Below are 19,458 nucleotides of genomic sequence, written 5' to 3' on the forward strand. Positions count from 1 at the left end.
GTGCTTCATCACGCGCCACCGTCTTTTAGAATTATACAGCGTTCGGATATTCGTCGTTTTGAAAAATCAAAAACGTTCCGTATTTTTGCACCCTTTTAACCCTGTGAATGCTTGATAGTGCTAGCTTTTTAGCCCCCAAACGTTCCGCCATTATTTGTTTTGTAAAGCGAACGTTTTAGTATTTGTTTGTTTGGAAATTGCCAAAGTGCTTCACCTAGATAACCCTCTCAGCCAATAGCTATCCCCTTTTCTAATATAGTTCAAAAACCTTTGATAATGTTTATAATATCTATCACGCTTCATTCTCTTTGGGCGACTGGGAAAACTGTCAAACATATATCCGCCACGGTCAGGGGTCCACCCTGGTTGGACCTTCCTAGCCTCCCTTAGTGCACGTTCCCAATAATACTGACAATCTGTCTTACTGCGGTTTAGTGTCTGCTTATGGATCTGCTGACACGTCCCACAACTAAAATACAGACACCGCTTATATAGTTTCCTGCAACGCCTACCACAATCGGGGCAAAGAAAGAAATACCTATAACCGCCTTTTGTTCCTGGTATTCTGGCCAATTCAAAACGATCTCTACCCATAACAATAAAAAGGTTGTCTAAGTCAATAGTCAAGGGGTAACCGTCTAATTCAGCCTTTCCCTGAGTTATTCCTTTCTTTTTCATAGCTCTGGTAAATGTCTCTATATACAATACTTTCATTCAAAAAAAAATACCCCTATACTGTAAAAACCCAAAACTATTGATTTAAGTACCATTATTCTTCATTTTCAGAAATCAATGCCCGTAATTCCTCTACGGTTAAAGCTTCAAATGGATTGTGAGGTGATACAGACACATTGCCATCATGTTCTAGTTTTGTCTTGGTTTTAAATTCATCATCTTTCCGCTCTAAGTACCATTTGGAAATAGCCACGTCTCCATCCTCTATGGCGTTAGATATGTTCAACTTTGCGCGTGTTTTCAGTCGTTGCTTCAGTAGCTCTTTTCGGTCAGAAAACTGTGGATTTTTCTTGCAATAATCGTATAGTGTCGGCTTTGAGATATTCGCATATAAGCAGGCTTCCTCATCACTTAGCCCCCTAAGAAAAGCCTCTTCCAGTTTCTTAATCGTTCCCTGTGTCATTTTCGTAGGTCTGCCACCTTTATTTTTAGCCATACTGCTATTTTCCTTTCTTTGCTGATATAGCACAAAAAGAGGCGCGTTGCCTCTCTTATCATTTTTAACGGCTTGCATATTGCCATAGAGCCTTATAGTCATTTTCCTTGTCTAAACTCTTCAGCAACTTCATAGCCTCGTCATCTACAGCCTTCAGGTTGGCATGTACGCCATTTACTGCCATATCAGGATAATCATCATCTAACACGCCATCAGCCAACTCCATAAGCTCCAGCTCACAAGCTACCAGCTTATCCAGCAAGCTATCAAAAGTTTCTGACTGCTTGAGTTGTTGCACGCGCTCCAGTTTGTAATCTTCTTTGATTTCATTTTCTTGCCCCTGGTGCGTGTAATAATCTTTGAACCCGTCACAAATCCTCTTGAAGATCTTACTTAGTTTCTTATCTTCTGCATACTCCAGCACTAGCTGACCTTTGCCCTTAATCGTTGCCTCGATTATTGGCGCGTGATAAGTCCCAAACATATAACCAAAGACAGCATTACTTGCCACTTTGGCGGTGTCAATGTCTTCAAAGTCATAAGTAAAAGTAAAGGTTTGTGGTTTGTCAGAAATAGTTTTTAGTGTCATGATATTATTCTCCGTTTCTGTTATTTGTATAAGACTAGTATATGTGTTACTGTGCCAAAGCTGTCAGAATACCCCGCTGATGCCATAGCGATTTTTACGTCAACCACTTCAACGGTTGCCATGAACTCGTTTACTCGCTCTTCAAAATCTTGTGGGCTTTCTTTAGCCAAGTTTTTTAATAGTTTAATTTTCATGTTTTTCCTCCGTTTTTTGCCTAGACCTCTGTTACTTTTACAGGGGTCTGCTCTGACCTCTGTTACTGCTAAACCCTTGATATGACTGGGTTTGCGCAGGGATACATGGGGTTCAGGGGTTTGCTTATATACTTTTATCATTTTTTTGTTTTTAGACTAAAAATATATATATGTATTTTGTGCCTTATTTTTGTATCTTTTTTCTTTTGCCCTATATAAACCTCTGTATACCCCTGTTCCTAGTGTAATAATAATAGCTAGATGGTTGATATGACTGGGTTTGTGAGGGTTCAGGGGTCGGGCTCAAACCCTTGTAACACCCCTGTATACCCCTGTTGCCTCAAAGAATGTCGTTAATATCTTCAAATACCTTTAATTCTTTTGTTTTTTTGTCTTCAGGTATATAACTCTCAAAGCGTTTTAAATTGTTCACGGTGTAAACGGTGACCGCTCTGCCATTTACTTTTTTTCTCTTAGACCTTACCCCAATAGTCTCCAGTGCATTTCTAGCCTTTACACCATTGTTTCCGTAAGTTTTTCTATAAAGCTCCTCCACTAAAAAATTATCTGTTCTAGTGATATATTCTTTGTGGTTTAGCGTGTTAAGTAATAACATTTGAAAATCATCTAAATCCACATCATTAAAAACCTCTACGGCTTTCCACTCAAATTTTTCCCCTTGTTCTTTGAAATAGTCCAAACTAGTCAGCAGGAAACCGATACAGCCGTCTATCTTTGGGGACTTGTCGGGGTGCGTGAATGCTTGCCAATATTCGGAAAAGATTGCTTCACGCTCTGAATCTGTTTCGCCCTCTGGTCTGTCTTGGTACTGTATAAGTACCTTGCGCCCGTTCATTTCATCAGACAACGATACATTTCTGTTAGTATCGATACACAACACGCTAGACAACTGTACAAGTCCTTGGTTACCTCCAACGCTTCGGGCTACGTGTGTTTTTTCGGTTGCAATAATCTTTAGCACCCTTTCCACCCTGTCGCCTACTATGTCGCCTTGCTCGGTTGCTAAAGCCATCTCACCGCCTGAAAATAAAGCCCACGCATTGAGTGCATCAAACCCCTTTGAAATAAGGTTATCTAACTCCACATCTATCTTGTTGAATAGTCCAGATAATGCAATATGTCGCAAGCCTTTCCCTGTTCGTACCCCTGACTTTGCGATGAAAAAATTAGTCTTTGACCGTAAACCGCTGGCAACTTGTGCCATGTAGTAAGTTTGTAAAGTCGCATTGTGTAGCGAAAGTTCATCAGCTATAACATGCCTCAAAAACTTATCAGCCATAGCTTGCCCATCTTTGGCGGTGTTGTAGTCCACTGGGTAATACTTAAAATAAGACTGTTCTTCGTTCGGGTTAGTCCTATAATAGCGGTGTTCTTTCAAGTCAATAATAAAGTCATCCCCTGCTATCTGGTAAGGCTGTAGCGTTCGTGCTGGCTCTATTTTGATATTGTTGGCAATACCTGAAAGGATTTCCAAAACATATTCCCCATCACGTTTAAAGCCATATAGGTTTTGTATAGTGATTTCATCCATTAGAATAGCTTGCTTGTTGTTTACGTCGTATAGTTTGCCCTCATAGAAAACAAATCGCCCTAACAGATAATCAATAACCAACTTAGCAAAGGGTGAGAAAAAGTGATCGTAGGTGATATGGATATACTCCTTTTTGTTGTCGCCCTTGCCTTTGGTCTTCTTCTCAAATGTTGCGGATATGTATTTTTTTGTCGTGCCTTTCTGCTCGGTGATATACATGATCCTATTATCAGGAATAAATACAGTTTGTCCGTTGTACCATGCATTATTCAGGCTATCAACTGCCACGATGTTATACAGTTGTTTCTTGTAGTCCGCCTTTAGTTTAGATTGTCCAAACTCTGCTTCATTCCAATTCAGTTGTAAAATCTCTTTTAATTGTTTCAAACAGTCACCCCCTCAAAGAATGATGTCGCCACTTGCAAGAAATAGCCTGCAAGGTCGCCCCGTTGGGTGAGATTGGCAAAGATTTCAATCGCTCCTATCATGTCCATACCGTTGATATAAAGCTCTCTAACCAAGTAAGCCACGTCTGCCCGTGAGTTAACACCGTACTTTAATAACTCCGTCAGCATTGGTGTATAGATGTAATCAAGGTTCACCCGCATTTTGTCCAGGTTGTACCGTTCCAGCTTCTCCATCTTCTCCAATAGCTCATTGTTTATCGTAGCTATGTTTTTATCTCTGACTAACTCCCATCCGTCCGCTTCTTTGGGGTAATCTTTGACAATTGTCACCATCAACCCTTGATAGATGAATCCAGTCATATAGGTATCAAAGGGCAAAAAGTAATAGAACTTGTAGAAATCCCCTTTCTTGAGTGCTTGTGTTTCCGTGATTGGTAACTTCTTCATGTTCTCCTTGTTGGTTGTGATTTCAATTAGGCTATACATGTCACTTTCTCCGTTTCTTTTGTCGTTGTTGTCCTTTGGTCTGTTCCATGTCCCCCTCTAGCCTCGTAAATCATTTTCTAACCGCTCCAGTCGTTCTTCCAGCTCGTCAACTCGGTTTTGTAGTTCAATGACAAGGTTTTCTAACTCGCCTGTGTAAAATTCGTTCATGTTACTTTCTCCGTTTCTTTTTCAGCTTCTTCAAACGTTGCTGTTCCTTGACCTGATCAAAGGTTGGGCGACGATCTTTATAAAGTTTAATATTGTGGTAATGTCCGCCACTGTCCGCTGGGTGTATGCTATACCTTGCCATTCTCCACCCCCAAAAATATCAAAACATCACTGACCCTATAGAAGATTTTTCTAGTGTCCTCTAGTGGTGGCTGGTAACGTCTTAGCCCGTTATCTTCCCATCGTTTCAAAGTCTTATTTTTTATACCTAGCTCATCCTTCAACTGTTGGGCTGTGATTAGCCCTAACAGTCTTGGCGGTGTTTGCTCACGCGCCTCCAGATAGTTCCCGATAAGCTCCAGAATGCCCGTTTTTAGGTCTGTTTCACTTTGTGCGGTTAGTTCAAGCTTCATCTCTGTACTTCCTCCAATCTTGCAAGTCTGCGGTTAGAAGCGCGTGGATGCGCTTATGCTCCTGGTCGTATTGACGTTGTAGTGGTAGCACTCCAGCAAGTCGTTCTGTTTCATTCTGGGGATATAGTAGCCACCTAGCTTGTTATCACGTCCACCGCATACCGGGATGCCATAGTCAACTATAAGCTGGCGGATATGTTCCCGAATGGTTCGAACGTCCAAGCCTGTCAGCTTCTCAATGTCTGGAGCGGTGATAGGTAAGTCCATTCCAAGCGGTAGTAGCTTGAAAACTTTATATAAGTGATCTGGTAATTTGTTTTCTGTCATGCCTGTACCTCCAGGCTAGCGATTTTGTATTTTATCCAAAGCAATTTACTATCGTGTTCCATATCAAGATAGCACTGCATTTCTTCTGGTGTAGTGTGTTTGAGAATAGTCTCTGTTATTTGTTCAAGTTCTCTAAATGTCAGCATAGTTTTCCCCTAATTGTAATATCTGCCCTGTGATTGTATATAAGCCCCGTAGTTCGCATTTATCAGCCGTCTGGTGTGATTACCCTCTGGCTTGTCTTTGGGCTTGCTATGGAGCTGATACGTTCCTAGATGTAGCCATAGAAAGATATTCAGCGGTGTTAGTATTGCGATAAGCGTTAACGCTGTTTCAATTGTCATTTCTTGCATTATAGTAACCCTCGCTCTTTTAGATCTTCGACAACTAGACTGCGTAAATAGGTCCAAGTGGAAGTAGTAGCGTGTGTAATGTCGTTGCTTAAATTATTTTCTTTGATAGCCTTATCTAAAAAATTGAATAGCAACCACTCAGGGGCTTTCTTGTATCGCTCCGTGATTTCATCATCATGCTTTTTAAGCTCTCCAAGCAAGTTGTTTACATTCGCTTGATAAAACTCTTCATGGTCTGCCTCGGCCTCTTTATAAGCCTCTGAAAGCCTGTAAAACTCCACCCAAAGTGTTGTAATAGCCGTCCTACACTCTTCAGCGATTTCAGTAGCTCCCTTGTGACGTTTGGCTATATGCCACTCGCTTAGAATGTCCAATTTTTCTTCAGCGACTTGTAACTTTTCTTCAAACTGTTCAAAATACTGTTTCATTTTTTACCTCGTTTTGCTGTTTATGATTTTCTGTGTAATGGCCCTAGTGGGCTTTATCCTGTTTGTAAAAGGCTTGATTTCTTTACTATACTTTTTTCTTTATACATTTTTTTGTTAGCCTAGACTATCCCCAGCGGATAACCGCCCCAAACTTACCAGGTTGTCCCTGTGGTCGTGTAAGCCTGTGCCAAAATAAATAGCCTAGCTGTGTGTGATTTTCTTAGGGTGGTTTAGGTTGCCCTGGGTCCATGGCTACCTAATGGCGATACCAGCACCTAATACTTTTCTGCTCCAGTTTTAAGGGTTAGCGCCCTCTGTATGGTCATAATGTCCTAGATATGGTATAATCTAGCTATAAAAATCTTTACTAAAACCCTTTTAATAACAGCTTGCCTGCTTGTTAATTTTGTTTTAGTTAGTGGTTAAAAGGCTTTGCTGATTGGTCTCGGTAAGCCTTTTTTTGTTGCTCTCACGCGCCTTGGGGTGCGTTTTTTAGTGGTCTGAATACCATTGTTTTAATGTCTTGGTATGTCATGCCTAAGTTGATCATAGCAATAGCCATGTCCTCTAGTGCTTGGTATCTGATAAGTTCCTGACTGGTTAGGCTGTCAATGCCATTGTGTCCACCACGGTGTGCCACTAGCTGGCGTTTGTTCATTCCAGTAGTTCCCTTTAGTAGCAAGTTTGTAACAGTGCTGTGCGCGTGTTTTGGGGCTTCCTGCCATGTTTCAATAGCTTCATGTAGTGCCTTGCGCTTTGGCTTCTCTAGTGCCCTCTGGTAGCGAAATTCTGCCACCTCGTCACGCATTTCAAAGAATGCTCGGACTAGGTTCTCTTTAAAGTTTGCAACTTGCTCGGTATTCTTTAGAAAAGTGATCAGCAAAGTTGCCTGTTGTTCGTTTAAGATATAATCTTTTGACTGTTGACCGCTCTCCATAGCTTGGATTTTAAATCCAACCTTTCCGAAACGTTCAAAGCGTTCAAGGTTTTTCCTGATAGTGCGGGTTATGGTGTGGTGTTGCACCTCTGCGCATTCTGCTACAATACTGCTCAATGTGTACGGCTCTTTCCGTCCATCCATGTAAACTAATTCCATGCTTGCCCCTTTCTATACTTGTGTAAGATACAACGCTATAAACTCCATTGGGTTATCTGATAAATCAGCAATCTTTTTCAAATTCGCTTTATTAGGTGCGTTTCTGCCTTTTTCCCAATTATTTACCGTACCTTTGGAAGTGTTGAAGCGTTGTCCGAATTGTTCCATTGTTTCACCTAGGCTTACTCTGATAACTTTGATTCGTTCGCCTAATTCCATGCTTGCCTGCTCCTTTCTATGAACGGTATAACCGTCTATCATGGTAAAAAAATAATGTCGTCATAAGCCACATTAAAAAGTTTTGAAATTTTTTCCACTTGGTCAACGGTTGGAAAACGCTTCTTGTTTTCCCATTTGCTCCAAGTAGTAGTGGAAATACCAAGTTTTTCAGCCACTTCAGTCTGCTTCATATCTGCATTAGCTCGTAGGGCTTTCAGTGTGTACTTGCTCATTACTTCACCTCCTTTTTTATTTGTGAACGGCTTAACCGTGTTTTCAGTATAAACGGTATTACCGTGTTTATCAAGCGTTTTTTAATTATTTTTTAACTTTTTTTCTTTTTTCTTGCTTTCTGTATGTTTTAACCGTATAATTAGAATTATGATAAAAAGAAAGGCGGTGCGGTTATGTCGCTAGGAAATAAGCAGATAATGGCAGAAAATATAAAGAGATTGCTAGATATGAAAGGGCTAAATCCTCGCCAAATGGCACTGGCTTTAGATTTCAAATATACAACCGTTCTCGATTGGGTCAATGCAAAGACCTACCCACGTATAGACAAAATAGAAATAATGGCGAATTACTTCGGTGTAAATAAGTCTGATTTGATTGAGGAAAAGAGTTCCGTCATTCCTTTTTCTAACTTTGACCCTCGACAAGCCATTTTGTTGTCTAACTATTCCAAGTTAGACGAAGCCAATAAAAATAATTTGTTAAAAACCTCTGAACAATTACTACAAAACCAAAATACTTCAATCGTTGAAGAATTGGCTATCACTTACGAAGTCAAAGCTGTTTCACGGCTAGCCGCTGGTGTCGGTTTTGGCTATGATGATAATGAAATAATCACCGTCCAAGTTACCAACGAACCGCCAAAGCATGATATAGCTTCAATTGTTGACGGCGATAGCATGACCCCGAATTATCACGATGGCGATGTTATTTATTTAAGAGATAAGGGTATTTCTTCATACTCTGGACAAGTCTGTGCCGTTGTGGTTGATGATAAAACCTACTTGAAAAGGGTCTACACTGAAGCTACTGGCTTGCGTTTGGTATCGATCAATAAAAAATACAATGATATTGTCATAGATTTCCCACCGTCTGAGGATACACATATCAAAGTTTTTTCTGTCGTTGGTAGTGATAGGGTTATCTAAGCCCTTTCACCACGTTCAAACACTTCTCTGGTATATTTACCCTACTGAATTATTCCACGCTCTCAGGGGCTTTCTGGTGACTGTGTGGAGTGAAAAAAGTCAGATTTTGTCGGTTGCTGAAAAAACTCAACAAAACTCAATAGCTAAAAAAAGTCAGTTTTTATCAGTAGCCGAAAAAGTCAACATTAGTCAACATGAAAAAGGTAGGTTTTGTTAGGAGCTGAAAAATGTCAAGTTTTGTCAATCTGTATATTTTAGCAACCATAGCAAACCATAGCTTCTATATTAGTTGTATGTTAGCATTTGCTAGCATTCGGCGCGTGATTACTAAACTACTAAATTTTATTATCTGAGAAAGGAAGACGATGAACGAATTACAATTCTTAATCTATACGGCTGATAATAGTCAAGAAACTGCTAGCGTGATTATTCGCGGTGAAACGATTTGGGCTAGTCAGAAAGAAATGGCCCGTCTGTTTGATGTTGGAGTCCCAGCAATCAGTAAGCACCTTAAAAATATCTTTGAAGAAGGTGAACTAGATGAAAAAGTGGTTGTTTCCAAAATGGAAAATACCACTCAACACGGTGCAATGGCTGATAAAACTCAAACAAAAGAAGTCAGTTACTACAACCTAGACGCCATTATATCGGTGGGCTACCGTGTCAACTCACAAAAGGCTACCAAGTTTAGACAATGGGCCACTTCCGTACTGCGTGAGTACATGATTAAAGGTTTTGCCATGGATGATGAGCGATTGAAGCAAGGCGAAAACTTGTTGGAAAAAGACTATTTCCGTGAGCTTTTAGAACGAGTTCGTTCTATCCGTGCTAGTGAACGACGAATTTGGTTACAAATCACAGATATTTTTGCTGAAATATCTATCGATTATGACCCTAAAAGCACCCTAACAAAGAATTTCTATGCTGATGTCCAGAATAAATTCCACTATGCTATCACTGGTCAAACTGCTGCGGAAATTATCTATACAAAAGCAGACCATACAAAAGAAAATATGGGACTGACAACATGGAAAAACTCCCCAGACGGGCGTATTCTGCAAGCAGACACCTTGGTAGCAAAGAACTATCTAACCGCTGATGAAATCTGTTCTCTTGAAAGAGGTGTGTCAAGCTACTTTGATTACTTAGAAAGACAGATTGAACAACGAAAAGCCCAAACCATGGCGCAACTCGCTGAAAGCATTGACCGCTTTTTGACTTTCCAAGAATACGATATTTTACAAGGACACGGGAAGATATCAACACAATCCGCCAAAGATAAAGCAAAAGCAGAATACCAACTGTTTAACAAGACGCAAAAAATAAATTCTGACTTTGAAAAATCACTAAAGAGACTGACAGATAAATAAAGATTTTTTTATCTTTTCTGGTTTCTGGTGCGTGCTATCGGTCTATAATCTTTATATCTCGAAAACGCTCCAAAATCGTCTGTATTCGCTTTTAACTTGTGACTGGTTATTTACCCTATCCAACCAAAACAAACGAAAATAGGGCTATTCTCGTAAGCCTACGCATGATATAAACAAACTTAATCTAAAATCTTTTTAATAACAGCCTGCCTGCTGATGTTTAGAAAGGTTTATGATCATGAAAATTACTGAAGTAACAAAAAAAGACGGTAGCATTGTTTACCGTGCAAGTGTCTATCTTGGGGTAGATGCCATTACAGGCAAGAAAGTAAAAACCAGTGTGACAGGTAGGACAAAAACGGAGGTTAAACAGAAAGCAAAGCACGCGCTGATTGAGTTTGCCAAAAATGGTTCAACGGTAAAAAAGGAAGTAGAAGTAAAAACCTATCAAGAATTAGCTGACCTTTGGCTAGAAAGTTACAAGTTAACAGTAAAGCCTCAGACTTTTGTAGTAACCAAAAGGCAACTATATAACCACCTTATTCCAATATTTGGAGTAATGAAACTAGATAAGATAGTACCAGCCACCATTCAGCAGTTTGTTAATGGTCTGGCTCCTAAGTTGGTAAATTTTAAAGCTATTCATTCAATCAATAATAGAATTTTACAACATGGGGTACTGTTGCAAGTTCTGGCCACAAATCCAGCTCGTGATGTTATCTTACCCAAAAAGCAGAAAAAGGGACGTGAGGCGGTCAGGTTCATAGAACCCGAACACTTAAAACAGTTTCTTGATCATGCTGAACAATTAGCAAGTACTAACTTTAGCAAGTATTACCAATATGTTATTTTTAAGTTATTACTGGCCACTGGTTGCCGTATTGGTGAATTGTCTGCCCTGGAGTGGTCTGATATTGACCTAGAAGCCGGCACAATATCGATCAGTAAAACCTATAGCATGGAACTGCATATAATCGGGACAACAAAGACAAAGGCAGGTACTCGTATCATCAGTATAGACAAAAAAACAGCTCTCTTACTGAAACAATATCAAAACCGCCAACGCTTGATGTTTCTTGAGGTCGGCGCGTGTACTCCTGATGTTGTATTTGCCACAACGGTTAGGGAATACCTCCCGCGGATTTCACTACAAGAAATTATAAACCGTCGGTGTAAGGCCTTGGGTATTCCTCGCTTTACTTGTCACGCTTTCCGCCATACTCACGCTAGTTTACTGTTGAACGCTGGTATTAGTTACAAGGAACTCCAATATCGTCTTGGACACTCTAACATTTCAATGACCTTAGACACTTATGGGCACCTATCCAAAGATAAAGAAAAAGAGGCAGTTTCATTTTATGAAAAAGCCATAAATAATCTCTAGGTGTACAAAAAGGTCCACAAATTACAAAAACAACTTTTTACAAGGTACTAGAAACCTTATTAAATCAACGTTTCGAAAGGAAAAAAGAAAAAATAGTATGAAAATCCGTGGATTCGAACTGGTTAGCCAGTTTACTGATGAAAATTTATTGCCAAAACGTGAGACAGCCCACGCAGCAGGTTACGACCTAAAGGCTGCGGAGAGGGTTAGCTTGGAGCCAGGTGAGATTAAGCTGGTGCCAACGGGTGTCAAGGCCTATATGCAGGCCAACGAGGTCCTCTATCTCTACGACCGTTCGTCCAACCCTCGCAAGAAGGGCCTGGTCCTGATTAACTCGGTTGGAGTTATCGACGGCGACTACTATGGAAATCCAGCCAACGAAGGCCACATCTTTGCCCAGATGCGAAACATCACAGAAGAAACCGTGGTGGTGGAAGCTGGGGAGCGAATTGTGCAGGCTGTTTTTGCCCCCTTCCTTTTGGCTGACGGCGACCAGGCCGACGGCGTTCGGACAGGTGGATTTGGCTCGACAGGGAAATAGACTACTATGCAGATTCTCTTTGTGCGGCATTCCGAACCCGACTACAGTATGTTTGACCGGCATGACAATCCTCGGCTGTATGCAGGTTTTGGACGGGATCTGGCTCCCCTGACTGAAAAGGGAAGGGCTTTGGCCCAGGAAGTTGCCAGCAGTCCTGTTTTTGCTCATGCCCAGTTGGTTATCGCTTCAAGCGTCACGCGGGCCTTGGAGACTGCAACTTATATTGCTCATGCCAACCAACTGCCTCTTCTGGTCGAGCCCTTTTTTCATGAGTGGCGACCAGACCTGACGGGGCAAAATGCCAGTCAAGATGAGGCTGTCTTGGCTCATCGATTATTTTTAGAAAATGGCGGAGCGGTGCCCGAGTCTTCTCCTGTTCGCTATGAGACTGCTGCGGAGATGAGAGAGCGATTTTTACAGGCTCTTGAAAAATACCAAGCCTATGACCGACTTGTTATCGTCTGTCATGGTATGCTGATACGCCAGTTTGTTCCCAAAGAAACTATAGCCTACTGCGAAATCCTAGAATATAATCTATAGGAGGAAATCATCATCGCTAAGAAAAAAACAACCTTTGTCTGTCAATCCTGCGAGTACCACTCGCCTAAGTATCTGGGTCGTTGCCCCAACTGTGGCTCCTGGTCTAGCTTTGTCGAGGAAGTGGAAGTCGCTGAAGTCAAGAACGAGCGGGTCAGCCTGACAGGTGAGAAGACCCGACCAATGAAGCTCAATGAAGTGTCGTCCATTCAAGTGGCTCGCACCAAGACCAATATGGAAGAGTTTAACCGCGTCCTTGGTGGCGGCGTGGTGCCGGGCAGTCTGGTCCTGATTGGAGGCGATCCAGGGATTGGCAAGTCCACCTTGCTCCTGCAAGTATCCACCCAGCTGTCTACCATTGGCAGCGTCCTCTACGTGTCGGGGGAAGAGTCTGCCCAGCAGATTAAGCTCCGTGCCGAGCGTTTGGGCGACATCGACAGCGAGTTCTATCTCTATGCGGAGACCAATATGCAGAGCATTCGGACTGAGATTGAGAAAATCAAGCCAGATTTCCTGATTATCGACTCTATCCAGACTATTATGAGCCCTGACATCTCCAGCGTGCAAGGATCTGTCAGTCAGGTCCGCGAAGTGACCAATGAACTCATGCAGATTGCCAAGACCAACAACATCGCAACCTTTATCGTCGGCCACATGACCAAGGAAGGAACCCTGGCTGGACCGCGGACCTTGGAGCATATGGTAGATACCGTTCTTTATTTTGAGGGCGAGCGGCAACACACCTTCCGTATCTTGCGGGCGGTCAAAAACCGCTTTGGCTCTACCAACGAAATCGGCATTTTTGAAATGCAGTCACAGGGCTTGGTCGAAGTTCTCAATCCAAGTGAGGTCTTTCTGGAAGAGCGTCTGGACGGAGCGACAGGCTCTGCTATTGTCGTGACCATGGAGGGCACTCGCCCTATCCTTGCCGAAGTGCAGGCTCTGGTGACGCCGACCATGTTTGGCAATGCCAAGCGGACCACGACAGGCTTGGATTTCAACCGCGCCAGCTTGATTATGGCGGTTTTGGAAAAACGGGCAGGCCTGCTCCTCCAAAACCAAGATGCCTACCTCAAGTCAGCAGGCGGTGTCAAACTGGATGAGCCAGCTATTGACCTTGCGGTCGCAGTTGCCCTCGCCTCCAGTTACAAGGACAAGCCAACCAACCCACAAGAGTGCTTTATAGGCGAAATCGGTCTGACAGGGGAAATCCGCCGCGTCAATCGGATTGAACAACGGATTAACGAAGCCGCCAAATTGGGCTTTACCAAGGTCTATGCCCCAAAAAATTCCCTGACAGGTATCAAGGTACCCAAGGAAATCACGGTTGTCGGCGTGACCACCATTGGCGAAGTCTTACAGAAAGTATTCAACTGATAAAATCATTCGGGAGTGACAGCTAGTCGCTCCTCTTTTTGCGACAAATAGTCGGGAATATGATAAGCTAGAACCAACTTATTTTCTGAAAAATTCAGAAATTCTTATCAGACAAGGAGGTCCTATGTCTTATTTTCAAAACTTTATGAAGGCCAACAAGGCCTATGTTGACCTACATGGTGATTACCATTTGCCTCTTCGTCCAAAGACCAAGGTGGCTATCGTGACCTGTATGGACTCACGGCTTCACGTGGCTCAGGCTTTGGGCTTGGCTCTGGGGGATGCTCACATTTTGCGGAATGCGGGTGGGCGTGTGACAGAAGACATGATTCGCTCGCTAGTCATTTCCCAGCAGCAGCTCGGCACAAGGGAAATCGTTGTCCTCCACCATACAGACTGCGGTGCCCAGACCTTTACCAATGAGGACTTTGCGGCCCAACTCAAGCGGGATTTGGGAGTGGATGTGGCTGGTCAGGACTTTCTTCCTTTTACAGACATTGAAGAAAGCGTGCGGGCAGATATTGCTCTCTTGAAGCAATCTCCGCTCATACCTGATGACGTTGAGATTTTTGGTGCGGTCTATGATGTGGATACAGGTCGCATGACAGAAGTACGATAAAAGACTGGGGTAACCCAGTTTTTTTCTGTAAAATTTATACTCTTCGAAAATCAAAGTCAGACCTTGTTGACTTGATAAACTTCAGTTCTGTCAGCATCTGTCTGTTTTTGATTTGCATTGAGTATTATCAGAATAACCGATAAATCCTTGACAAGTTTTTTTGAATAAGGTAAAATTGTATTATCACAACAGAACAAACAAGAAGGATAAATCTTGATTTGGTTTATTTTAGCTTGTTTTTGGTTCATTTTGGCAATGCTGTGGTTAACAGGTGCCTTTCGTAAAAAATAGGAGGAAATTATGTCAGATAATCGCATGAAATACACTATCGATAGCAATATGCAGTTTCCATTGGTGGAGATTGCTTTAGAAGCTGGTGAATCTGCTTATATTCAACAGGGAAGTATGGTTTACCATACACCAAGTGTGACATTGAATACTAAGCTCAATGCTCGCAGTGGCTCAGGTTTTGGAAAACTAGTTGGAGCAATTGGTCGTTCTATGGTATCCGGCGAATCCATGTTTGTCACGCAAGCCATTTCCAATAGCGACGATGGAAAAATCGCACTTTCACCGTCTATGCCAGGGCAAGTCATCGCTCTTGAGTTGGGTGCAAAACAATACCGCCTAAATGACGGTGCCTTTCTAGCCCTTGACGGTTCTGCCCAGTATAAAATGGAGCGTCAAAGTGTTGGTCGTGCCTTCTTTAGTGGAACGGGTGGACTCTTTGTCATGACGACTGAAGGCGAAGGAACTCTCTTGGCTAATGCCTTCGGTTCAATTAAGAAAATTGAGTTAAACGGTGAAAGTATCACCATTGATAATGCTCATGTAGTTGCGTGGAGCCGTGACCTCAACTATGATATTCACCTTGAAAATGGCTTCCTGCAATCTATCGGTACAGGGGAAGGAATTGTCAATACCTTCTCAGGATATGGAGAAATCTATGTGCAGAGTTTAAATATTGAAACCTTTGCTCGAGTCATTGGCAACCATATTGTCGGTGCGGGTGACTGATAAGGCGGAGGAGGAAGTACCTCTCTTCTTGATGCGATTTTTTAAGATTAAACCAGCTGCGGCTGGTTTTTTGGTGTTCATTTTTTACCACTTACCCTTTGATAGTGACCACTTACTGAAATGCCCTTGTATTTAGAAGCTGAATTGGTATAATAGAGCTATCAAAAAGGAGGGAGCTATGAAAGTTAGGATTGAATTTGATGACAACTTGGAACAGGTTGAAGTTGTTATCCGAGCTAGTCATCTGGGCCCAGAAATTGAACAAATCCAGCAGGCCTTGCAACAGCTTAGCCGTCCCTCGCTCGTCTTTTATAAGGGTAGCAGTGAGTATTTTCTATCTATCGGAGAGGTGCTCTTTTTCGAGACGGACGGGACCAAGATTTTTGCACACACAAGTGACGATGCCTATGAAGTCAAGATGAAACTCTACGAGCTTGAGGAATATTTGCCTATCTACTTTTGTCGGGTAGTAAAGTCAACCATCGTTAATAGCAAGGCGGTTTATTCACTGGATAAGTCCTTCTCAGGCACCAGCCGGATCTCCTTCTACAAGACACATAAGGAAGTCCATGTGTCGCGGCATTATTACCATTTATTAAAAGAAAAGTTACAGGAAATGAGGTAGGAAAATGAAACGTATAATTTGGGGCTGCTTAGTGATTGGATTAGCAGTTTTGGTACTGCTGAGGGATTCTTTAGGCTTGCATCTGGCTATGCCTTTTTGGACAACGGTTTGGTTTGTTTTGACCTTTGTTACAGGAGTGCATCGACTGGTGAAGTTAGATTGGATAGCCAGTATTCTTTGTTTCGGATTGGCCTTTATTGCAGTTAATTCAGTCTATGACTGGGTTGGTTTTGGTACTTGGAACATGATTTTGTCTCTAGTCTTACTCTGTCTAGGTTTGAGTATGGTGTTTAAGTCAAAGAAGCACAGGAACAGACAAGTATTTACTAATGGTGTCATTGGTGACAAGGGACGGGATGTAGCCTTTGGCTCCTCTACTCGTTACATTCATGATGATAATTTTCTCCATGATAGTGTGGAAGTAGCCTTTGGCTCTAGTATGGTTTACTTTGATCAGGCAGTGATTCTAGGAGATAAAGCTGAGTTTCACATCGATGGGGCTTTCTCCTCCATCAACCTTTATCTGCCTGCACATTGGCAGGTGGTCGTGGAAGTTGATAGCTCCATGTCTACTATCAACAACTATGTGACAGTAGCTGCAGAAAAGACGCTATATATCACAGGTGATATGGCATTTTCAACCTTAAATATTTATTCTATGTAAATTGATAAGCACAGAGAAAAGTCTATCCAGGCTCCTCTGTAGGATGAAAAGCCAGAATATTCTGAAAATTATTCAAAAGAAAGGGATTATCATGAAAAAGATTTTGAAAAATGCTACTTACCTATGGGTACTGACGGCGGATATGTTGTCCAATTTTGGCGATGTGGTCTATTATCTGGCCCTGATGAACTATGTTTTACTGGTGCCCAACAGTCGTCTGGCTCTGGCGATTGTGACCTTCTCGGAAATTTTCCCTAGCTTTATGGGACTCTTTACAGGCTATCTGGCAGACAAGACGGTCAACAAAATCAGCACTATCAAGCTGACCCTACTCTTTCGTGTTCTTCTATACCTCATCCTCGGATTCTGCATGGGCTTTGAGCCAGCCCTCTGGATTGTCGTGGTGGCTGCAACTTTCAATGTCTTTGCAGACTTCGCTGGCTTCTATGAAAACGGCCTCTATACACCTCTGGGATTACGCGTAGCGCCCAAGGAAGAGCGGGAGCAGTACTCGGCCTTTCGCCAGACCGTGACCAGCCTCCTCAACATCGCCTTTCAGGCCCTCTCTGCCCTCTTGGTCGGCCTCCTCTCCTACCAAAACCTAGCCTTTCTCAATGCCGGCACCTTTTTAGCCTCCCTCCTCATCATGCAGCTGCTGACGCCAGCCTTTCGCAAACTCCTGACGGAGCAGCCTTTGAAAATAGCAGAGCAGCCTAGTCAGCCTAAGCAGGAAAACAAGAGACCAGGAATTCTAGCTTCTTTCAAACAAGCCATCGTGGAGCTACGTAAGATACCAGAATTCCGTCTGGTCTTGATTACCAGTCTATCATAAATGCCTGTGGTGCCATTCTCTATCCTATTTTAGTCCTCTTGATTAGCGAAGACCCAAATCTTGTCTTTTTCAATGTTGAAACAACTCTTGCCCTTACCATTCTAATCTTCTTTGTTGGCAATATTTTGGGATCGACCTTGGTCTTTACACTTTTCAAGAAGACCAGCATGGTTCAGTTGGAAGTGGCAGCTACTTTCTCCCTACTAGGAGTGTTTATCGGAATCTTGCTCCATCAACTGCCTGTGATTTTCTTCTTCCTTACAACTATGGGGATTGGCTCTGGGGCAAGCGGTCCTAAGTTTAACGCTAAGTTTGTCAACTCCATGCCAGAGGAGCAGTTGGCAACCATCGGCGGTGCAGTATCTACCTACTTCATGTTGGGGCAGGCCCTTACTCGACTACTTGTTTCAGGTCTGGTCTTGGTATTGGCAGTCGATCAGATTAGCGGACTTTTCTTAGCCTTTACTGGAATTTTAGTCCTCTATGTCCTCTATTGGTTGGCACGTAACCAAAAAACGCCAAATTTCAAGTTGAAATTAGCCACCTAATAGAAATTCACTTGGCGACTTGTAGTCCAAGCATTTTTTGGGATAATTGTTAATCCACGTTTCGATAAAAGCGACTTCTTTCGGAGTCGTTTTCTTGGTTCCTTTTGGTAACCACCTCCGAATTAAGCGATTATGGTTTTCGTTTGAGCCTCTCTCCCATGAAGAATAAGGATGTGCATAGTAGATATGTTCCTGTGGAAATACCTCAGACAAACGACTAAATTCTGAACCATTGTCTGCAGTAATGGACAGAATGCAATATTCACCTAATAGTAACCTAAGTGCCTGATTGACAGATTCAGCGGTTTTGTTAGGTATGAGACGGATGATTTGGTGTCTACTCCGTCGGTCGGTTAATACTAAAAGGCAATGATTTTTCACTCTGGTTAGTAGAACTGTATCAATTTCATAGTGACCATTTTCTAAGCGAAGATTGATAAGGTCAGGACGTTCTTCGATAGATTTGCCTGCTGGTCTAAAGTTAGGACTAGCTTGCTTCTTGACACATTTCCCTTTTCTAGGGTAAAGCATGTCTGCTTTTGTCAATCCTAAATGTCCATTATGAAACCAATAGTAAATGGTTGAAATCCCCACTTTCAATTGTTTCTTCTTCACCATCATTTCAGGCGAATATTTTTGCTTAGTATAGTGTAAAATCTTCTCTTTCATTTCTTTGGTTAAGATTAATTTTTTTACCGACCGTTTTCGGTTTGTTTGGTAAACCGTTTGTGCATAGTCTGCGGAATAAACTTTTTTGTACAACCCTTTTCGCACCTGTTGTAGGGTTGTCACTCTCTTGACCTCATTATTAATCGTCTGAGGATCCTTTCCTAGCAAGCCTGCAATTTCACGATTGGACTTGTTTTCATTCTTCCACCGTTCAATCAGGCGACGGTTATCAATTGTCAAATGTTTCCCTTTTGGTGTATACTGTTTATGCATCTCTGTGCCTCTTTCTTGTGTTTGTGGTGAACAACAAGTATAGCACAGAGGTGTTTTCTTATGCCTTAAATTGGATTTCATTTGGCAACAGGAACCCTTGAAACTGTTTTGTCAGCTAAACCAAGGCTACTATTAGCCTTGGCTACTTAGCCTAACAGCTTCAAGCCTGTTATCAAATGAAATTACCGTTCTACTCAAAGGTAGTGAAACATCCATTTTTTGATTAAGGCAAGGTGGCTAACTTCATTATAGAACTTTCAGTAACCAAAAAACACCTCAAAATCAGTCTGTATAGGCTGATTTTTCTGTTCTCTGGCTCCTATCTATGCTATAATGTTCTTGATTGCTACTCTTCGAAAATCAAATTCAGACATGGTTGACTTGGTGAGTGGGAGTGGGAAAGAACTCGAAAAATAAAAACATACTAAGATTAGTAGTG

The 19,458-nt window shown here is 42.2% G+C and carries 25 protein-coding genes and 2 pseudogenes; 11 read left to right on the top strand and 16 right to left on the bottom strand.

The window, feature by feature from the left end; translation table 11 throughout:
* Positions 1-210: 210 nt before the first annotated feature.
* The 15 genes and pseudogenes from K6969_RS00320 to K6969_RS00385 form a co-directional block, all read right to left on the bottom strand.
* A complete protein-coding gene (locus K6969_RS00320) occupies positions 211-714 on the bottom strand; it encodes a hypothetical protein (protein ID WP_253911828.1) in 504 nt (167 codons plus the stop codon).
* A gap of 55 nt (positions 715-769) precedes the next feature.
* A complete protein-coding gene (locus tag K6969_RS00325; RefSeq protein ID WP_029174009.1) occupies positions 770-1,171 on the bottom strand; it encodes a hypothetical protein in 402 nt (133 codons plus the stop codon).
* 64 nt (positions 1,172-1,235) lie between these two features.
* Complete coding sequence (locus tag K6969_RS00330; RefSeq protein WP_029174010.1) at positions 1,236-1,760, bottom strand: hypothetical protein; 525 nt, start codon at positions 1,758-1,760, stop codon at positions 1,236-1,238.
* Positions 1,761-1,780: 20 nt separating this feature from the next.
* A complete protein-coding gene (locus K6969_RS00335; protein WP_162841090.1) occupies positions 1,781-1,954 on the bottom strand; it encodes a hypothetical protein in 174 nt (57 codons plus the stop codon).
* A 340-nt stretch (positions 1,955-2,294) separates the two neighbouring features.
* Entirely contained in the window at positions 2,295-3,893 is a 1,599-nt protein-coding gene (locus tag K6969_RS00340) for a hypothetical protein (RefSeq protein WP_029174011.1), read from the bottom strand.
* Complete coding sequence (locus tag K6969_RS00345) at positions 3,890-4,399, bottom strand: hypothetical protein (RefSeq protein WP_029174012.1); 510 nt, start codon at positions 4,397-4,399, stop codon at positions 3,890-3,892. The genes K6969_RS00340 and K6969_RS00345 overlap by 4 nt, the downstream gene beginning before the upstream one ends.
* A 169-nt stretch (positions 4,400-4,568) precedes the next feature.
* Positions 4,569-4,709 (bottom strand): hypothetical protein, encoded by a 141-nt coding sequence (locus K6969_RS00350; RefSeq protein ID WP_171943019.1) that lies wholly within the window; start codon positions 4,707-4,709, stop codon positions 4,569-4,571.
* The gene (locus K6969_RS00355) at positions 4,696-4,980 is read right to left on the bottom strand and encodes a hypothetical protein (protein ID WP_029174013.1); all 285 of its coding nucleotides are present in this window, start codon (positions 4,978-4,980) and stop codon (positions 4,696-4,698) included. The genes K6969_RS00350 and K6969_RS00355 overlap by 14 nt, the downstream gene beginning before the upstream one ends.
* Positions 4,981-5,013: 33 nt before the next feature.
* The gene (locus K6969_RS00360) at positions 5,014-5,307 is read right to left on the bottom strand and encodes a hypothetical protein (RefSeq protein ID WP_228381568.1); all 294 of its coding nucleotides are present in this window, start codon (positions 5,305-5,307) and stop codon (positions 5,014-5,016) included.
* Positions 5,304-5,453, bottom strand: coding sequence for a hypothetical protein (locus tag K6969_RS00365; RefSeq protein WP_171943020.1), 150 nt, complete (start codon positions 5,451-5,453; stop codon positions 5,304-5,306). The genes K6969_RS00360 and K6969_RS00365 overlap by 4 nt, the downstream gene beginning before the upstream one ends.
* A 9-nt stretch (positions 5,454-5,462) precedes the next feature.
* On the bottom strand, positions 5,463-5,660 hold the full coding sequence (locus tag K6969_RS12320) for a hypothetical protein (RefSeq protein ID WP_029174014.1): 198 nt from the start codon (positions 5,658-5,660) through the stop codon (positions 5,463-5,465).
* Complete coding sequence (locus K6969_RS00370) at positions 5,660-6,088, bottom strand: hypothetical protein (RefSeq protein WP_029174015.1); 429 nt, start codon at positions 6,086-6,088, stop codon at positions 5,660-5,662. Before K6969_RS00370 ends, K6969_RS12320 begins: the two co-directional genes overlap by 1 nt.
* Before the next feature lie 469 nt (positions 6,089-6,557).
* On the bottom strand, positions 6,558-7,184 hold the full coding sequence (locus K6969_RS00375; RefSeq protein WP_029174016.1) for a Rha family transcriptional regulator: 627 nt from the start codon (positions 7,182-7,184) through the stop codon (positions 6,558-6,560).
* Positions 7,185-7,238: 54 nt separating this feature from the next.
* Positions 7,239-7,403 (bottom strand): annotated as a pseudogene (locus K6969_RS00380) (helix-turn-helix domain-containing protein); the annotation flags it as partial.
* A 38-nt stretch (positions 7,404-7,441) separates the two neighbouring features.
* On the bottom strand, positions 7,442-7,636 hold the full coding sequence (locus K6969_RS00385) for a helix-turn-helix transcriptional regulator (RefSeq protein WP_032538261.1): 195 nt from the start codon (positions 7,634-7,636) through the stop codon (positions 7,442-7,444).
* A gap of 198 nt (positions 7,637-7,834) precedes the next feature.
* Here K6969_RS00385 and K6969_RS00390 point away from each other — a divergent pair, with 198 nt between their 5' ends.
* From K6969_RS00390 to K6969_RS00440, 11 genes and pseudogenes are all read left to right on the top strand, one after another.
* The gene (locus K6969_RS00390) at positions 7,835-8,563 is read left to right on the top strand and encodes a helix-turn-helix transcriptional regulator (RefSeq protein WP_228381569.1); all 729 of its coding nucleotides are present in this window, start codon (positions 7,835-7,837) and stop codon (positions 8,561-8,563) included.
* A gap of 365 nt (positions 8,564-8,928) precedes the next feature.
* Positions 8,929-9,933: a virulence RhuM family protein gene (locus K6969_RS00395; RefSeq protein ID WP_171943021.1), complete on the top strand. Its 1,005-nt coding sequence runs from the start codon at positions 8,929-8,931 to the stop codon at positions 9,931-9,933.
* Positions 9,934-10,171: 238 nt separating this feature from the next.
* Positions 10,172-11,317, top strand: coding sequence for a tyrosine-type recombinase/integrase (locus K6969_RS00400; RefSeq protein ID WP_029174019.1), 1,146 nt, complete (start codon positions 10,172-10,174; stop codon positions 11,315-11,317).
* Between the two features lie 97 nt (positions 11,318-11,414).
* Positions 11,415-11,858 carry a dUTP diphosphatase gene (locus K6969_RS00405; RefSeq protein WP_024388517.1) on the top strand — a complete coding sequence of 148 codons (444 nt, stop codon included), beginning with the start codon at positions 11,415-11,417 and terminating at the stop codon, positions 11,856-11,858.
* A gap of 6 nt (positions 11,859-11,864) precedes the next feature.
* Positions 11,865-12,398: a histidine phosphatase family protein gene (locus K6969_RS00410; RefSeq protein ID WP_029174020.1), complete on the top strand. Its 534-nt coding sequence runs from the start codon at positions 11,865-11,867 to the stop codon at positions 12,396-12,398.
* Positions 12,399-12,404: 6 nt separating this feature from the next.
* The gene (radA, locus tag K6969_RS00415) at positions 12,405-13,772 is read left to right on the top strand and encodes a DNA repair protein RadA (RefSeq protein WP_171943025.1); all 1,368 of its coding nucleotides are present in this window, start codon (positions 12,405-12,407) and stop codon (positions 13,770-13,772) included.
* A gap of 124 nt (positions 13,773-13,896) precedes the next feature.
* Positions 13,897-14,391: a beta-class carbonic anhydrase gene (locus K6969_RS00420; RefSeq protein ID WP_171943022.1), complete on the top strand. Its 495-nt coding sequence runs from the start codon at positions 13,897-13,899 to the stop codon at positions 14,389-14,391.
* Positions 14,392-14,691: 300 nt separating this feature from the next.
* A complete protein-coding gene (locus K6969_RS00425) occupies positions 14,692-15,408 on the top strand; it encodes a TIGR00266 family protein (protein ID WP_029945730.1) in 717 nt (238 codons plus the stop codon).
* Between the two features lie 178 nt (positions 15,409-15,586).
* Positions 15,587-16,033 (top strand): LytTR family DNA-binding domain-containing protein, encoded by a 447-nt coding sequence (locus tag K6969_RS00430; protein WP_171943023.1) that lies wholly within the window; start codon positions 15,587-15,589, stop codon positions 16,031-16,033.
* A 4-nt stretch (positions 16,034-16,037) separates the two neighbouring features.
* Positions 16,038-16,697: a LiaF transmembrane domain-containing protein gene (locus K6969_RS00435; protein WP_029174024.1), complete on the top strand. Its 660-nt coding sequence runs from the start codon at positions 16,038-16,040 to the stop codon at positions 16,695-16,697.
* Positions 16,698-16,788: 91 nt separating this feature from the next.
* A pseudogene (locus K6969_RS00440) lies at positions 16,789-18,077 on the top strand (MFS transporter).
* Here the strand turns inward: K6969_RS00440 and K6969_RS00445 are convergent.
* Positions 18,066-19,019, bottom strand: coding sequence for an IS30 family transposase (locus tag K6969_RS00445; protein WP_171943024.1), 954 nt, complete (start codon positions 19,017-19,019; stop codon positions 18,066-18,068). The pseudogene K6969_RS00440 and the gene K6969_RS00445 overlap by 12 nt on opposite strands.
* Positions 19,020-19,458 lie beyond the last annotated feature (439 nt).

The sequence above is a fragment of the Streptococcus suis genome (genome assembly GCF_019856455.1).
Classification (GTDB): Bacteria; Bacillota; Bacilli; order Lactobacillales; family Streptococcaceae; genus Streptococcus; species Streptococcus suis_AE.

Coding starts and splice junctions, on each gene's coding strand:
- K6969_RS00320 (WP_253911828.1), bottom strand. CDS start 714: ATGAAAGTATTGTATATAGAGACATTTACCAGAGCTATGAAAAAGAAA.
- K6969_RS00325 (WP_029174009.1), bottom strand. CDS start 1,171: ATGGCTAAAAATAAAGGTGGCAGACCTACGAAAATGACACAGGGAACG.
- K6969_RS00330 (WP_029174010.1), bottom strand. CDS start 1,760: ATGACACTAAAAACTATTTCTGACAAACCACAAACCTTTACTTTTACT.
- K6969_RS00335 (WP_162841090.1), bottom strand. CDS start 1,954: ATGAAAATTAAACTATTAAAAAACTTGGCTAAAGAAAGCCCACAAGAT.
- K6969_RS00345 (WP_029174012.1), bottom strand. CDS start 4,399: ATGTATAGCCTAATTGAAATCACAACCAACAAGGAGAACATGAAGAAG.
- K6969_RS00350 (WP_171943019.1), bottom strand. CDS start 4,709: ATGGCAAGGTATAGCATACACCCAGCGGACAGTGGCGGACATTACCAC.
- K6969_RS00355 (WP_029174013.1), bottom strand. CDS start 4,980: ATGAAGCTTGAACTAACCGCACAAAGTGAAACAGACCTAAAAACGGGC.
- K6969_RS00360 (WP_228381568.1), bottom strand. CDS start 5,307: ATGACAGAAAACAAATTACCAGATCACTTATATAAAGTTTTCAAGCTA.
- K6969_RS00365 (WP_171943020.1), bottom strand. CDS start 5,453: ATGCTGACATTTAGAGAACTTGAACAAATAACAGAGACTATTCTCAAA.
- K6969_RS12320 (WP_029174014.1), bottom strand. CDS start 5,660: ATGCAAGAAATGACAATTGAAACAGCGTTAACGCTTATCGCAATACTA.
- K6969_RS00370 (WP_029174015.1), bottom strand. CDS start 6,088: ATGAAACAGTATTTTGAACAGTTTGAAGAAAAGTTACAAGTCGCTGAA.
- K6969_RS00375 (WP_029174016.1), bottom strand. CDS start 7,184: ATGGAATTAGTTTACATGGATGGACGGAAAGAGCCGTACACATTGAGC.
- K6969_RS00385 (WP_032538261.1), bottom strand. CDS start 7,636: ATGAGCAAGTACACACTGAAAGCCCTACGAGCTAATGCAGATATGAAG.
- K6969_RS00390 (WP_228381569.1), top strand. CDS start 7,835: ATGGCAGAAAATATAAAGAGATTGCTAGATATGAAAGGGCTAAATCCT.
- K6969_RS00395 (WP_171943021.1), top strand. CDS start 8,929: ATGAACGAATTACAATTCTTAATCTATACGGCTGATAATAGTCAAGAA.
- K6969_RS00400 (WP_029174019.1), top strand. CDS start 10,172: ATGAAAATTACTGAAGTAACAAAAAAAGACGGTAGCATTGTTTACCGT.
- K6969_RS00405 (WP_024388517.1), top strand. CDS start 11,415: ATGAAAATCCGTGGATTCGAACTGGTTAGCCAGTTTACTGATGAAAAT.
- K6969_RS00410 (WP_029174020.1), top strand. CDS start 11,865: ATGCAGATTCTCTTTGTGCGGCATTCCGAACCCGACTACAGTATGTTT.
- K6969_RS00420 (WP_171943022.1), top strand. CDS start 13,897: ATGTCTTATTTTCAAAACTTTATGAAGGCCAACAAGGCCTATGTTGAC.
- K6969_RS00425 (WP_029945730.1), top strand. CDS start 14,692: ATGTCAGATAATCGCATGAAATACACTATCGATAGCAATATGCAGTTT.
- K6969_RS00430 (WP_171943023.1), top strand. CDS start 15,587: ATGAAAGTTAGGATTGAATTTGATGACAACTTGGAACAGGTTGAAGTT.
- K6969_RS00435 (WP_029174024.1), top strand. CDS start 16,038: ATGAAACGTATAATTTGGGGCTGCTTAGTGATTGGATTAGCAGTTTTG.
- K6969_RS00445 (WP_171943024.1), bottom strand. CDS start 19,019: ATGCATAAACAGTATACACCAAAAGGGAAACATTTGACAATTGATAAC.